The organism is Methylobacterium sp. D54C (assembly GCF_053345595.1).
On the sequence record NZ_JBKFAK010000005.1, the window covers coordinates 237,066 to 249,523 of the forward strand.

At 72.3% G+C, this 12,458-nt stretch carries 11 protein-coding genes; 3 read left to right on the top strand and 8 right to left on the bottom strand.

Features of this window, described 5'->3' with window-relative positions; all coding sequences use genetic code 11:
* Positions 1-19 precede the first annotated feature (19 nt).
* The 7 genes from ACLBYB_RS14530 to ACLBYB_RS14560 all read right to left on the bottom strand — a co-directional run bounded on the left by ACLBYB_RS14530 (position 20) and on the right by ACLBYB_RS14560 (position 9,468).
* Complete coding sequence (locus ACLBYB_RS14530; protein WP_447699182.1) at positions 20-1,465, bottom strand: YcjX family protein; 1,446 nt, start codon at positions 1,463-1,465, stop codon at positions 20-22.
* A gap of 86 nt (positions 1,466-1,551) precedes the next feature.
* Positions 1,552-2,661 carry a hypothetical protein gene (locus ACLBYB_RS14535; protein WP_447699183.1) on the bottom strand — a complete coding sequence of 370 codons (1,110 nt, stop codon included), beginning with the start codon at positions 2,659-2,661 and terminating at the stop codon, positions 1,552-1,554.
* A 46-nt stretch (positions 2,662-2,707) separates the two neighbouring features.
* Positions 2,708-3,496, bottom strand: coding sequence for a histidinol-phosphatase (gene hisN / locus ACLBYB_RS14540; RefSeq protein ID WP_447699184.1), 789 nt, complete (start codon positions 3,494-3,496; stop codon positions 2,708-2,710).
* A 108-nt stretch (positions 3,497-3,604) separates the two neighbouring features.
* A complete protein-coding gene (locus ACLBYB_RS14545; protein WP_447699185.1) occupies positions 3,605-5,704 on the bottom strand; it encodes an AI-2E family transporter in 2,100 nt (699 codons plus the stop codon).
* A 114-nt stretch (positions 5,705-5,818) separates the two neighbouring features.
* Entirely contained in the window at positions 5,819-7,273 is a 1,455-nt protein-coding gene (locus ACLBYB_RS14550; protein ID WP_447699186.1) for an MmgE/PrpD family protein, read from the bottom strand.
* A gap of 276 nt (positions 7,274-7,549) precedes the next feature.
* The gene (gene pncB / locus ACLBYB_RS14555; RefSeq protein ID WP_447699187.1) at positions 7,550-8,842 is read right to left on the bottom strand and encodes a nicotinate phosphoribosyltransferase; all 1,293 of its coding nucleotides are present in this window, start codon (positions 8,840-8,842) and stop codon (positions 7,550-7,552) included.
* A 122-nt stretch (positions 8,843-8,964) separates the two neighbouring features.
* The gene (locus ACLBYB_RS14560; RefSeq protein WP_010686116.1) at positions 8,965-9,468 is read right to left on the bottom strand and encodes a pyridoxamine 5'-phosphate oxidase family protein; all 504 of its coding nucleotides are present in this window, start codon (positions 9,466-9,468) and stop codon (positions 8,965-8,967) included.
* Positions 9,469-9,595: 127 nt separating this feature from the next.
* On the opposite strand from ACLBYB_RS14560, the gene ACLBYB_RS14565 reads away from it, so the two are divergent.
* The 3 genes from ACLBYB_RS14565 to mobA all read left to right on the top strand — a co-directional run bounded on the left by ACLBYB_RS14565 (position 9,596) and on the right by mobA (position 11,821).
* The gene (locus ACLBYB_RS14565; RefSeq protein ID WP_447699188.1) at positions 9,596-9,898 is read left to right on the top strand and encodes a hypothetical protein; all 303 of its coding nucleotides are present in this window, start codon (positions 9,596-9,598) and stop codon (positions 9,896-9,898) included.
* Between the two features lie 155 nt (positions 9,899-10,053).
* The gene (locus ACLBYB_RS14570) at positions 10,054-11,202 is read left to right on the top strand and encodes an Mrp/NBP35 family ATP-binding protein (RefSeq protein ID WP_447699189.1); all 1,149 of its coding nucleotides are present in this window, start codon (positions 10,054-10,056) and stop codon (positions 11,200-11,202) included.
* A 70-nt stretch (positions 11,203-11,272) separates the two neighbouring features.
* Positions 11,273-11,821, top strand: a complete 549-nt coding sequence (gene mobA, locus ACLBYB_RS14575; RefSeq protein WP_244534938.1) for a molybdenum cofactor guanylyltransferase MobA — start codon at positions 11,273-11,275, stop codon at positions 11,819-11,821.
* A gap of 152 nt (positions 11,822-11,973) precedes the next feature.
* Here the strand turns inward: mobA and ACLBYB_RS14580 are convergent, their stop codons facing one another.
* Entirely contained in the window at positions 11,974-12,432 is a 459-nt protein-coding gene (locus ACLBYB_RS14580; RefSeq protein ID WP_010686120.1) for a peptidylprolyl isomerase, read from the bottom strand.
* Positions 12,433-12,458: the final 26 nt, after the last annotated feature.

The following is a 12,458-nucleotide window of genomic DNA, read 5'->3' on the forward strand; positions in this document are numbered from 1 at the left end:
CTCCGCATCGCACACATCGTCACGCCAGCCGGTCGCCGATCAGGAACTGCATCGCCCGGTCGAGCCGGATCTGCGGCAGGTGCCCCGCGCGGCCGAGCCCGTCCGGGCGCACCAGCGGCGGCCGGAAGCGCGGGAAGCGCAGCGAGCCCGGCTCGACCGCCCCCTCCAGCACCGCCTCGGCGCGGGCCGGCAGCTCGCCCGGGAAGATCGCGGCCTCGCTGTTGCCGTCGAAGACCTCGTCGCCCACCACCTCGCCGGCTTCCGGCGTGCCGGCCACCGCCCGCAGCGTCTCCGACCCGTCGTGGACGGTGGTCTCGCGGGTGGCGCGCACCGAGGCGAGCGCCACCGTACCGACCCGGGCGCCCGCGGCCTCGGTCCGCCGCATGGCCCGCGACACGAGCAGCCGCAGCAGCGCGTCGAGCCGGTCGTGGCTCGTCTGGTGGAGGTGGTCGGCCTTGGTGGCGGCGAACAGCACGCGGTCGGCCCGGGGGGCGAACAGCCGGGACAGCACCGTGTTGCGGCCGATGTTGAGGCTGAGCAGCACCGCGTCCAGCGCCTCCTCCAGCTCCGCCAGGGCGGTCGGCCCGGCATCGACCGCCGACAGGACGTCCACCAGCACGATCTGCCGGTCGACCCGCTGGAAATGGTCGCGGAAGAACGGCGTCACGACCTTGGACTTGTAGGCCTCGAAGCGCCGCTCCATCAGCCCGGCGAGGCTGTCGGGGGCGATCGTCTCGGTAAGCCGGTCGAGGGGTGCGAAGGTGAGCGCCGGCGAGCCCGCGAGGTCGCCCGGCATCAGGAACCGGCCCGGTGGCGTCGTCGCCACGGCTTCGGGGCCGGCGCGCAGGCCCGCGAGGTAGGTCTTGAAGGCGTCGCTCGCCCGCTCGGCCGCGACCTCGTCGAGGGGGCCGTTCGGGTCGAAGCCCTTGAGCGCCTCCAGCCAGGGCGCCGCCACGGCGGCGCGGCCGGGCCGGCGGGTGCCGCCGATCGTGGCCCGGGACCACGCCGTGTAGCTGGTCTCGATCAGCGCGAGGTCGAGGAGCCACTCGCCCGGGTAGTCGACCACGTCGAGCATCAGGGTCGCGGGGCCGGAGCGCCAGCCGGCGGCGCGCTCGTAGGCGATCTCCAGGCGGAACTGGCTGATCCGGTCGGTGGAGCGCGGCCAGCGCCGCGCCTCGGTGAGCGTCGCGAAATGCTCCTCGAAGGGGAAGCGCGGCACGTCGTCGTCGGGCTGCGGCACCAGCTTGGCGCGGCGCAGGCGGCCTTCTTGCGCGGGCGCGAAGGCCGGCAGCGCGTGCGTCTCCACGAGGTGGTGGATCAGCGCCGTGGTGAACACGGTCTTGCCCGAGCGCGCGAGCCCGGTCACGCCCAGCCGCAGGGTCGGCTGGACCAGCAGGTCGTGCGAGGCTTCGGCGAAGGCTTTGACGGCCGAGCCGGCACGCGCGGCAAGGTCGATCAGGGGCACGGGCGGGCTCGGGGTGAGGGAACGGGCCGGGCAGAGGTGGCGCGGCCGGGGCCGAACCGCAAGGCTTGCCGCCCGGGAAGCCTCCCCTAGGGCGGCGTGAGCGGCCTCAGCCGGGCGATCGCCCCGGCGACGAGGTCCGGGCCGGCCCGCAGCGTGCCGAGCTCCACCGCCGACATCGCCAGCATCACGGGCGCCAGGTTGGCGCGCGGCGCGCCGTCCGGCCCGAACAGGTCGAGGTCGTCGCCGGGCTTCAGGCCGACGCTGGCGCTGATGCGATTGGCGTAGGCCTGGATCCGGACCTCGTCGCCGGTGCAGAGCGGAGCCGGCAGGCGCAGGTCGAGGACCGGCAGGCCGGCCGCGATCGCCGGCAGCAGCGCGGATTCGGCGACCATCCGGTCGGCACTCGGGACGCGACTTGGCTTCCGGTCGAGGAGCGCCGAAGGGTCGGCGACGCTCCCGGCCGGGCGGCCGGTGGAGGCCGAAATGCCCGCGGCGATGTCGGGAACCGGCTGGAGCATCGCCACCCGCGGGATGGCGGCCGGGCGCCGGGTCGGGCGGCCGGCCATCCGGGCGAGCGGCGACCAGGGCTGAACCCGCAGGGCCGCCCGGCCCCGCGGCGCGCCGCCGGGGCGGTGCGCGGCCAGGTAGCGCGCCCGCAGGGTCCGCCCGAGGCCGCGGGGCGCGAGGGCCGCCGAGACGACCGGCGCCGCCGCCGGCCGGCCCGGCCGCGCGGGGGCGGCACCGACGCGGCACTCGGCCGGCGCCCAGCGGCGCACGATGGCCAGCGCCGTGCGGCGGCCGTAGTCGCGGTAGTAGCGCCGCAGCAGGCTCGCGGCGGCGTCGGCGCCGTCGTCGAGGGTAGCGAAGGCGGTGTGGCCCTCCCCGTCGGCGCCGATCTCGCCGGACCAGCGGGCGGACTTGATGCACCAGCCGTTGTTGAGCCGCACGCAGCGGGCGACGTAGGGCGGATCGTCGGCCAGCGAGGCGGTGATCGCCAGCGCCCGCGGCGTCAGCTGCGCGCCGGTCTGGGCGTGCCAGTTGGACACGGAGCGGGTCGCGGGGTCGAAGCGCGGGGGCCGGCTGTCCGCCGGGGCGGCGACCGTCGCGCGGGGCGGAAGGGCGCGCGCGAGGGCGTCCGCGCTGGCCTCGGCGCTCGGCACCAGGGTCGTGATCAGGATGAGCGCGTTCAGCAGCACGCGGTCGGGCCTTCGTGGCGGCGGACGGCCTGGATGCCGACGCGCGTCACGGGTTCAGGACCTTGAGCGCGGCCTCGTGCAGCCGCGGGTCGCCGGCCGCGATCACGCGGCCGCCGCCGGCGGCCGAGCCGCCGTCCCAGGCGGTGACCCGCCCCCCCGCTCCCTCGACGATCGGGATCAGCGCGACGATGTCGTAGGGCTTCAGCCCGGCCTCGACCACGAGGTCGATCTGGCCGGCCGCCAGCATGCAGTAGGCGTAGCAATCCGCGCCGTAGCGGGACATCCGCACCCGGCCTTCCAGCGCCCGGAATCGCTCGGCCTCGTCGCCGGCCGCGAACAGCCGGGGATCCGTGGTCGCCAGGATCGCCTGGGCGAGGTCACCGCAGCGGCGGGTGCGCAGGGTCCGCTCGCCCGCCGGCGCGCGGAGCTTGGCGCTGCGCCCGTCCCCGGTGAACCGCTCCGCGAGATAGGGCTGGTGCATCATCCCCCGCACCGGCACGCCGTTGCGGGTCAGCCCGATCAGGGTTCCCCAGGTCGGCAGGCCGCCGATGAAGGCGCGGGTGCCGTCGATCGGGTCGAGGACCCAGACGCACTCGGCGTCGGTGCGCTCCGCGCCGAATTCCTCGCCGAGGATGCCGTGGCCCGGGAAGGTCTGGCCGATCATCGCCCGGAGGACGACCTCGGCGGCCCGGTCGGCCTCGGTGACCGGATCGAACGGCGCCCCGCCGCGGGCCTTGTCGTCCAGGCCGAACTGGGCGCGGAAGAACGGCAGGATCGCCTTCCCGGACGCGTCCGCGAGGTCGTCCATGAACCGGCCGAGTTCGACGACACTCATCCGTTCCGTCCCCTGTTGCGCCCGAAGGCCGCCCGGCCAAACGGCCCGTCCCGACGAAACCGGCGCGCGCCCCTGCCCGTCAAGCCCCCGCCCCCGCGCATCCGCGACTCACGCCCCGGCCGGCGCGGGCAGACGCGCCGCCTGGCCGCAGGCGTCCGACGTGCCCTCCGATGCGTCCGTCGATGCGTCCGTCGCGGTCGCGCAGGTCGCGTCCTCCTGCGCGGCCGCCAGGATAGCCTCGACGGCCTCGCGCAGCGATCCGACCTGCGCGTCGGCCTCGGCGCCCCCCGGCCCGCCGGCGAGGCGTTTCGCCCCGCTGTCCTGGGCGAGCCACAGGCCGAGCAGGACCGGAACGCCCGGGACCCGGCCGCGCAGCCGGCGGATCAGGCGGCGCAGGTGCGTCGGCTCGCCGTCGAGTGCCAGGGAGACCACGCAGGCGATCCGCGCAGGCCCGGCCTCGAACCGGCCGATCCGCACGGAGGCCGTCTCGGCGAACGGGACCGTGCGGACGCCGAGGCCGCGCTTCTCCAGGATCTGCGCGAGGATCGCGGCCGCGGCCTCGTCCAGGAAGCCGCGCCCCGCCACGCACAGCACCGCGCCCTCGCGCGTCCAGGCGGCGGGCAGCGCGTCCGGGGCCGGCCCCATCGGGAGCGGGCTGCAGGCGCTCTCCTCGCCATCGCCCGTCGCCCCCGCGACGGCGTCGCTGCGGTCGGAGAGGTCGGCGATCAGCTCGGTGAGCGCGGCGCGCATCGCGCCCTTCTGCTGCGCGGTCAGCACCCCGCGGGCCGCGTCGCGGGCGGCGAGTTCCAGCGCCTTGAGCACGACGTCGTCGTAGTAGGACGAGAGCGAGCATTGCTGCAGGATCAGCTCGGCATGGCCCAGCACCTCCTCGGAATCGCCCGCCAGGATGCGCTGGTAGAAGTTCTGGACCGGCGTCAGCGCTGGCCGGTCGCCGAACAGCACATCCAGGAACTCCAGGTGCTCGACGTAGCGTCCGAGCACCACGAGGCAGACGGTCAGGGGCGTCGAGAGCAGCAGGCCGACCGGCCCCCACAGCCACGTCCAGAACAGGGCCGAGACCAGGACCGCGAAGGGCGAGAGCCCGGTGGATTGCCCGTAGAAGATCGGCTCGAAGACCTGGCCGGTCAGCGGCTCCAGGACGACGAACAGGATCGCCACGGCGATCATCATGTTCCAGCCGGGATCGACCGCCGCGGCGAGCGCCATCGGGAGGATCGCCGACAGGACCGCCCCGAGATACGGCACGAAGCGCATCAGGGCCGCGAAGATCGCCCAGAGCACCGGGTTCGGCACGCCGATGAGGTAGAGGCCGATGCCGATGACCACGCCGAAGGCGGCGTTGAGGGCGAGCTGGACCACGAAGTAGCGGCTCAGGCGCTTGGCCGCGTCGTCGATGGCCACGGTGGTCCGGTGCAGGTCGCTCGATCCGGCCAGCCGGATCATGCGGTCGCGCAGGTCCTCGCGCTGCATCAGCACGAACAGCAGCACCACGAAGACGATGCCGACCGTGGCCAGGGGATGCATCACCGGCGTGAGCACGGTCGAGAGCATCTCCAGGGAGCCCGGCGGGGTCGTGGCGACCTCGACGAGGACGGGCTTGGGCGCGGCCTGGGCCGGCTCGGGAGCCGCCGAGGGCGTCGACGGCGGCGTCGACGGCGGCGATGCCGGCGACGTTGACGGCGGTGGCGCGGCCGGCTGCGCCTCCGGGCTCCCGGCCTCCTTGGCGCCGCCGTGCAGCGCCCGGCCGATATTGGCGACGTATTCCGTGACGTGGCCCACGGGCGAGTCGCGCAGGCCGTTGATCTTGCGCTCGATCGTGGCCCGGTAACGCGGGACGTCCCCCGCGAGATCGGCCGCCTGGATGCCGATCAGCGTCGCCAGGGAGGCCACGATGCCCACGGTCAGGAGCACGCTGACGCCCACTGCCACCAGCCGCGGCAGCCGCAGCCGCCGCAGGCGGTTCACCAGCGGCGTCAGCACGAACGACAGCAGCAGCGCGATCGCGATCGGGATGAAGATCTCGCGGCCGAAATACAGGGCGGCGATGATGGTGGCGCCGACCACGACCGGCGACGCCATGGCGGCCCGCGGCGTCTCGGCCGCGGCGACGCGGGTCGGCCGCGGCGGGATCAGGGGAGTCCCGGGCCGCGCTGCCGGTTCGACCCCGACCGGGGTTCTCGTGCCCATACCGTGATCCACGTCCCGAACGCCACGCGCGGGCGGCCGCCGGGAGCGGCGGAAGCCTCGCGGACGGGGAACGGCACAGGACGCGAAATCGATCCCGAGGGTTTCGCGTTCAGGTTAGGCCCCCGCGACGCCGGCCCGCGCCACGTCGCCCGCATCCTTCAGCTCCGGCAGCGACCAGCACAGCTGCATCACCCGCTTGGCCTGCGCGTCCGGCAGGATCCCGGCGGCGAGGTCGGTGAATTTCGCCTCCAGCTGCGCGTCCGACATCGGCTTCTCGACGCTGCCGATCGCCTGCTCGATATGCCGGTGGAAGGTCCGCCCGTCGTTCAGCGTCACGGTCATGTCGACCTGCGCGGGATCGACGCCGGGGGTGATTGCCGGGACCACCTTCTGGCGCAGGGCCACCACCCGCGGATCGTTCACCGACCGGTCGCTGAACTGCTTCTCGCCGCCCGCGCCCTCCACGAAGGCCACCGCGGCGGCGTGGTAGATGCTGAACTTGCCCTCCAGGCCGGTCTTCGGCGCGGTCTTGCCGGTCAGCTCCAGGACGAGCGGGTGGACCTTCAGGTCGACGCGCTGGATGTCCTCCGGCTTGACGTGGTCCTGGTCGCGGATCTGGATCGCCGCGTCGATCGTCGGGTGCATGACGATCCCGCAGGCGAAGGGCTTGTAGGTGTTGAGCTGCGCCTCGTAGCGGGTGCCGAGGCCGTCGGTGATCTGCGACCAGTCCTGCTTGGTGGAGATCGTGTTGGCCCAGCCGCGCTTGGCCTCGATCATGCCGTCCGACGAGGTGAAGCCCTTGGCCGCCAGGATCGCCGCGAACAGTCCGTTGGACGCGGCCCGGCCCGGGTTGAAGCTCTTGTTCATCGAGCCGAACGACTCGCGCAGGCCCACCGGCTGCGAGGCGGCGAGGCCGAGGGCGTAGACCATCTGCTGCTCGGTGAGCCCCATCAGCTTGCCGGCGGCGGCGGCCGATCCGAACACGCCCGCGGTGCCGGTGATGTGCCACCCGGCATCGTAGTGGTTCGGGTAGACCGCGTTGCCGATCCGGCATTCGGCCTCGATCCCGACCACCAGGGCTTCGAGGAAGTCCTTGCCGGAGACCGGTTTCATCGCCGCGTAGGCCAGGATCGCCGAGGCGACCGGGCCGGCCGGGTGGATGATCGTCTTCAGGTGGGTGTCGTCGAAGTCGAAGATGTGGCTCGACACGCCGTTGAGGAAGGCGGCGTTCATGATGTCGAACCGCTCGGTCCGTCCGAACAGCCCGGCCTGCGGCGGCCCGGAGAAGGGCTGCAGCGCCGAGACCGCCACGTCGACGGTCTCGTGGTGCGAGCCGCCGATCGCCACCCCGACCCAGTTGAGGAAGCTACGCACGCCCTCGCGGCGGACGGGCTCCGGCAGGGTGTCGTAGGAGGATCCCAGGATCCACTGCGCGAGGATCTTCGTGACGTGCGGCGGCGCTGCCTTCGCGGCCGGCTTCGCGGCCTCGGCCGCCTGCGCGCCCTGCAGGGCGGGCGCCGCCAGGGCGAGGCCCGCGGCCCCGATGAGCGAGCGGCGATTCATCGACATGGCGTTCTCCCGGACAGGGCCGCCCGAGGCGCCCCGATTGCCGGGCATGATAATGAATTCATCCCTGGGGCGGCGGCCTCCGTGTTTCACCGCGGCGGGTCTGATACCGTTTCCGGTTGAACGCTTCGGTCGGTGCGGCCCGCTCCGTCCTTGCGAGCGCAGCGAAGCAACCCAGGGCTGCGGGACAGCAGGGAGCGTGGCGCTATCTGGATTGCTTCGCTCCGCTCGCAAGGACGGCGGAACGATCTGATCAACCGGAAACGGTACGAACTTCCTTCACACCACCACCGGCAACGCCTCCTGCGCGCCCACGCCGAAGACGCGCCGGTACCGGGCGACCTCGTCGGACGGGCCCTGCGCCTTGGTGGGATTGTCGGAGAGCTTCACGGTCGGCCGGCCGTCGGCCTGCGTGACCTTGCAGACGATGGAGACCGGGTCGAGCTTGCCGTCCGGCAGCAGCCCGCGGAAATCGTTGGTGAGCAGCGTGCCCCAGCCGTAGCCGATGCGCATGCGCCCGTGGAACCGGGCGTGGATGCGCTCGATCTCGTCGATGTCGAGGCCGTCCGAGAAGATCGCGAGCTTCTCCCGCGGGTCGTGCCCGCGATCCTGCCAGAAGCGGATGACCTCCTCGCCGCCCTCGATCGGGTCCTTCGAGTCGATGCGTATGCCGGTCCAGTCGCTGACCCAGTCCGGGGCGTTCGCCAGGAATCCGGTGGTTCCGTAGGTATCGGGCAGGATCACCAGCAGGTTGCCGCCGTAATCCTCCTGCCAGTCGGCGAGCACCGCGTAGGGCGCGGCGGCGAGCGCCGCGTCGTCCTCGGCGAGCGCCGCGTAGACCATCGGCAATTCGTGGGCGTTCGTCCCCACCGGCTCGACCTCCTGCCGGGCCGCGATCAGGCAGTTGGAGGTGCCGAGGAACGCGCCGTCCAGGCCCTCCGCCATGGCCTGGACGCACCAGTCCTGCCACAGGAATCCGTGGCGCCGACGCGTGCCGAAATCCGCCACCGACAGGTCCGGAAGCCTCTGCAGCCGCTCGATCTTCTCCCAGACCCGGGTCATGGCGCGGGCGTAGAGCACCTGCAGGTCGAGTTTGCCGAGGCCCCGCAGCACGGCCCGCGCCCGCAGCTCGTTCAGGATCGCGAGCGCCGGGACCTCCCACATGGTGGTCTCGACCCAGGGGCCGTGGAAAGTCAGCTCGTACTGGCCGTCATGGACGGCGAGCTCGTATTCGGGGAGCTGGAAGGTCTCGAACCAGGAGACGAATTCGGGGCCGAGGATGCGTCCCTGGCCGCGGAACACGTTGCCCCGCAGCCACGTGATCTCGCCCTTGCTGAGGCGCAGCGTCCGGGCGTGGTCGAGCTGTTCCCGCAGCAGCCCGGCATCGACCTCGTCGGCGATCCGGATCCGGCGGGTGCGGTTGGTGATGCCGAAGGTGGTCTGGATGTCGGGGTGCCGGCGCAGGATCGTCTGCGCCATCAGGAGCTTGTAGAAATCGGTGTCGAGGAGCGACCGCACGATCGGGTCGATGCGGAAACTGTGATCGTAGACCCGTTTCGCCAGATCGAGCATTCGTCAGGCACTCTGCCGCGCTTGGAACGCGCAGAGCGCATGCCGGGACCGCACACGTCAAGAAGACGGGCGGCCTCCGCCCGGAGACCGCCCGCGAAACCGCCGATCCTGACGACCGATCCTCAGGCGAGGTCGACCTTCTTGGTCTCGGTCTTCGGGCTCTCCCCGGTGAGCGAGGCCTTCACGTAGCCGTAGAGGTGCAGCATCGTGCTGTTGGGGCTGTCCCAGTACTCGCCCTTCTCCGGGTGGACGCGGATCAGCGCGACTTCGGGATCGTTCTTCCCGTTCGGGAACCAGGTCTTCAGGCTCTCATTCCACTTCGCGTCGATGATCGACTGGTCGCGGACGATCTCCGCCTTGCCGGCCACCGAGACGTAGTTCTGGCTCGACGGGTCGGAATAGGCGAGGTTGATCTGGTTATCCTTGCTGATCTCGGCCGTCTTGGGCGAGTGCAGCTTGGTGAAGAACCACAGGTCGCCGTTCTCGTCGGCGTCGTTGTTCCACATCGGGCGGCTGTTGAGCGTGCCGTCGGAGTCGACGGTGGTCATCATGGCGATCTTCACGTCCTTGATGAGCTCGAACAGCTTCTTCGCGCCCTCGTGGTCGCGGTGGTTGCCCTGATGCATGAAAGTGGTCTCCTACGCGTCGTTTCGGTCCCGGCGGGGTCTCCGAAGGGTGCCCCGCCCGAAGGCTGCCCCGACAACGGATCAGTCTCCGGTTGGTTCAGCTTGCCCGTGCGGTGAGGAGGTTCGTATGCGAGGTGTTCGGAGATTGGGGCGTACGGCCGCGGCGCTGGCGCTCGGCGCCCTCTGTCTCGGCGCCCTCTGTCTCGGCGCTCGGCCGGCCGGCGCCGAAGTGCGCTTCGGCCCGGGCGTGCGCATCGGCGGCCACGATTTCTCGAACCGCCGCTACGGCAGCGTCCACATCGAGCGCGTGAAGCGCCTGCGCGGCCCCCTCGGCTGCCGTCGCCTGCGGCACGGGGTCTACCGGCGCGGCGACGGGACCGTGGTCCGCGGCCCGATGGAGGCGTGCAACCTCATCGCCCGGCCGCACTGACGCCGGCCCGGTCCGGGCGGCGCCCCGCTCCAGCGCGGGATGGCCGCGGGGACGCGGGCCACCGGCGCGCGCCGATCTCGGGCCCGGGGTCTGGTGTTCTGGGCCCGCTCGGTTACATGCACTGGCATACCTGCTTGCCCCGGTGGAGAACGATTTTGGCGATCACCCGCGACGACGTGCTGAAGGCGCTCGCCGACGTCACCGTCGATGCCGCCGGCACCACCCTGCCCGGCTCGGGACGGCTGTCCCAGGTCGTGGTCGATCCGAACAGCCGCGTGATGTTCTCGATCCTCGTCGATCCCAGCGAGGCCGAGCGGTTCGAGCCGGTGCGGCGCCAGGCCGAGGGGCGCGTCCTGAAGATGCCGGGCGTCTCGGGCGTGTTCGCGAGCCTCACCTCCGAGCGGAACCAGAGCCACCCGGCCCAGAGCGGCGCCGCTCCCCGGCCCGTGACGCCGCCTCCGGTCGCGCCGCCGCGGCCCGGCGCGCCGCCGAACCAGGGCCCGCAGATCGCGGGCGTGCGCCACATCGTGGCGGTCGCCTCCGGCAAGGGCGGCGTCGGCAAGTCGACCACCGCCTGCAACCTCGCCCTGGCGCTCCAGGCGCAGGGGCTGAAGGTCGGCCTCCTCGACGCTGACATCTACGGCCCCTCCGTGCCGAAGCTGTTCGGGCTCTCGGGCAAGCCCAACGTCGTCGACAACAAGGCCATGGAGCCGATGGTCGGCTACGGCCTCAAGGTCATGTCGATCGGCTTCCTGATCGAGCCTGAGACCGCCATGATCTGGCGCGGCCCGATGGTGCAGTCGGCCATCACCCAGATGCTGCGCGACGTGCTCTGGGGCGAGCTCGACGTGCTGCTCGTCGACATGCCGCCCGGCACCGGCGACGCGCAGCTCACCATGGCGCAGGCGACGCCGCTCTCCGGCGCCGTGATCGTCTCCACCCCGCAGGATCTCGCGCTGATCGACGCGCGGCGCGGCGTGACCATGTTCAAGAAGGTCGCGGTGCCGATCCTCGGCGTGATCGAGAACATGGCGACCTTCGTCTGCCCGAATTGCGGCCACGCCTCGCACATCTTCGGGCACGGCGGCGCGCGGAACGAGGCGCAGCGGCTCGGCGTGCCGTTCCTCGGCGAGGTGCCGCTGAACATGATCATCCGCGAGACCTCGGATGCCGGTCGGCCGGTGGTGGCGACCGATCCGGAGGGGCCGCACGCCAAGGTCTACCGGGACATCGCCGCCCAGCTCTGGGCGAACCTGTCCGGCGCTCCGGCCGGGCGGACGGCGCCGAAGATCGTCTTCGAGTGATCCTGTGCCCTCCCCGCCTCTTCCGCCGCCGGTCCTGGGCCTGATCCTCGCCGGCGGGCGGGCGCGGCGGATGGGCGGGGGCGACAAGCCGCTGCTGCGGCTCGGGGGGCGGACCCTGCTGGAGCGGGTGGTCGAGCGGCTCGGGCCGCAATGCGGGGCGGGACTGGCGCTCAGCGCCAACGGCGACCCGGCGCGGTTCTCCGGCTTTCCCGGTCCGGTCCTGCCGGACCCCGTGCCGGATCAGCCGGGCCCGCTCGCCGGCATCCTCGCCGGGCTGGAGCACGCCGGCGCGCGGGGTATCGCGCGGGTGGTGAGCGTGTCGGGCGACGCGCCGTTCCTGCCGGAGGATCTGGTAGCGCGCCTCGGCGCGGCCGGACCGGAGACCGGCATCGCGCTCGCGGCCTCAGGGGAGCGGCAGCACTACACGATCGCGCTCTGGCCGACGGCTCTGAGCGACGCGCTTCGGGACTATCTCGAACGCGGCGAGCGGCGCGTCGGCGCCTTCATCGCGCGCCACGGGGCCGCGGTCGCGACCTGGCCGGTCGAGCCGGTGGACCCGTTCCTCAACATCAATTCGCCGGCGGATCTGGCGGCGGCGGAAGCCCTGGACCGCGGGTGATGCGGCCCGCCGTCATCGCGAGCGAAGCGAAGTGACCCAGGGCAGCGCGACGCGTGAAGACGCGGCGCTACTGGATTGCTTCGCTCCGCTCGCAAAGACGGTACAGCCGAAGCCATCGAGAGATGGCTTCGGCTGTGAGGCTTGATCCGAGCTCAGGCCGCCGCGACGGTCGCCTTCACGATCTTGTCCGGCGAGCGCGGCGGCTCGCCCTTGTTGATCGTGTCGACCACGTCCATGCCTTCCACGACCTTGCCCCACACCGTGTACTGCTTGTCGAGGAAGCGGGCGTCGTCGAAGCAGATGAAGAACTGCGAGTTCGCCGAGTGCGGGAAGTTCGTCCGCGCCATCGAGCAGGTGCCGCGCACGTGCGGCTCGGCGTTGAACTCGGCCTTCAGGTCCGGCAGGTCGGAGCCGCCCGAGCCGGTGCCGGTCGGGTCGCCGGTCTGGGCCATGAACCCGTCGATCACCCGGTGGAACGGCACGCCGTCGTAGAAGCCCTGGGCGGCGAGCGTCTTGATGCGCTCGACGTGGCCCGGGGCGAGGTCGGGGCGCAGCGCGATCACGACGCGGCCCTTGGTGGTCTCCAGCACGATGGTCTCGTTGTCGGCCATAGTCTTTCCTTCCGGTTGGGGGAACT

What these genes read in the sequence shown, in the direction of transcription:
- hisN (WP_447699184.1), bottom strand. Translation starts at nt 3,496, where the DNA reads ATGAGTGTCGTCGAACTCGGCCGGTTCATGGACGACCTCGCGGACGCG.
- ACLBYB_RS14545 (WP_447699185.1), bottom strand. Translation starts at nt 5,704, where the DNA reads ATGGGCACGAGAACCCCGGTCGGGGTCGAACCGGCAGCGCGGCCCGGG.
- ACLBYB_RS14550 (WP_447699186.1), bottom strand. Translation starts at nt 7,273, where the DNA reads ATGTCGATGAATCGCCGCTCGCTCATCGGGGCCGCGGGCCTCGCCCTG.
- pncB (WP_447699187.1), bottom strand. Translation starts at nt 8,842, where the DNA reads ATGCTCGATCTGGCGAAACGGGTCTACGATCACAGTTTCCGCATCGAC.
- ACLBYB_RS14560 (WP_010686116.1), bottom strand. Translation starts at nt 9,468, where the DNA reads ATGCATCAGGGCAACCACCGCGACCACGAGGGCGCGAAGAAGCTGTTC.
- ACLBYB_RS14565 (WP_447699188.1), top strand. Translation starts at nt 9,596, where the DNA reads ATGCGAGGTGTTCGGAGATTGGGGCGTACGGCCGCGGCGCTGGCGCTC.
- mobA (WP_244534938.1), top strand. Translation starts at nt 11,273, where the DNA reads ATGGGCGGGGGCGACAAGCCGCTGCTGCGGCTCGGGGGGCGGACCCTG.
- ACLBYB_RS14580 (WP_010686120.1), bottom strand. Translation starts at nt 12,432, where the DNA reads ATGGCCGACAACGAGACCATCGTGCTGGAGACCACCAAGGGCCGCGTC.